1 pseudogene is annotated in these 793 nt (G+C 60.9%); it reads right to left on the bottom strand.

From position 1 onward, the window contains the following. Nucleotides 1–793, bottom strand: a pseudogene (locus tag NW856_RS13895) (serine/threonine protein kinase); the annotation flags it as partial.

Genomic DNA, 793 nt, shown 5'->3' with positions numbered 1-793 from the left:
GGGGTGGGCGTTGGCACCGGAGTGGGTGTTGGCGCTGGAGTCGAGGTGGGTGTCGGCGTTGGAGTGGGAGCAGGTTCGAGTGTAGGTGTTGGGGTTACTTCAGCGGTAGGGATCGGACCCGGTTCTTCCCGGCTATCGCGGATCGTTGGGCGTGGCCACAGCAAAAAGGCGGCCAGCAAAGCCATAACGCCCAGGGATCCCCCGGCCAAAACCCACTTCAGACTGCTGCCGGAAGGCTGTAGAACCGTTTGGGGGGCAGCTTGTGGCAGAGGGCGGGTGCGGGGAGTATTAGTTCGTGGTGGTGTAGCAGGGCGAGCGACGGGGGGATCCTGAACGGTCGGGAGAGCGTTGCCGGCTTGGATTACTGTAGAGGGCGTTTTGGGAGTTTCGCCCCCACTTTGGGGAGAGGGATCCGGTGTTTCCGGCGGAGCTTCTGCTGAGGAGGGTTCCCGCTCGGTGATGTAATAGGGGATCCCTGCACCTGGGGAGGGGGGAGAGACCGGCTCATCTTCGATGAGATCCAGATCCTCATCGCGGATATCTTCAAAGGCTCCAGAAGCCGATCCTGTATTGCGGGTGGTTTGGATTGGTGGCTTGGGGTCAGAAGAGGGTGGAGCATCCCGTTGAGCCTTAGCGCTGCCGGTGGGCAGGATCACAGTGCTGGCTTGGCCACTAGAGAGTTGGGTGGTTGCCGTCAGGTCATAGGCTTGCAGCAGTCGTTCCCCCAGCTCCCGCATCGTTTGCGGTCGTTCGTCTGGGTTTTTTTTCAGGCAATCCATCACCACGGCTGATA

The organism is Synechococcus sp. R3-13 (genome assembly GCF_047462195.1).
GTDB lineage: Bacteria > Cyanobacteriota > Cyanobacteriia > Thermostichales > Thermostichaceae > Thermostichus.
Note: the sequence above shows the minus strand (reverse complement) of the source record. Positions and strands in the feature narration are given on the sequence as shown.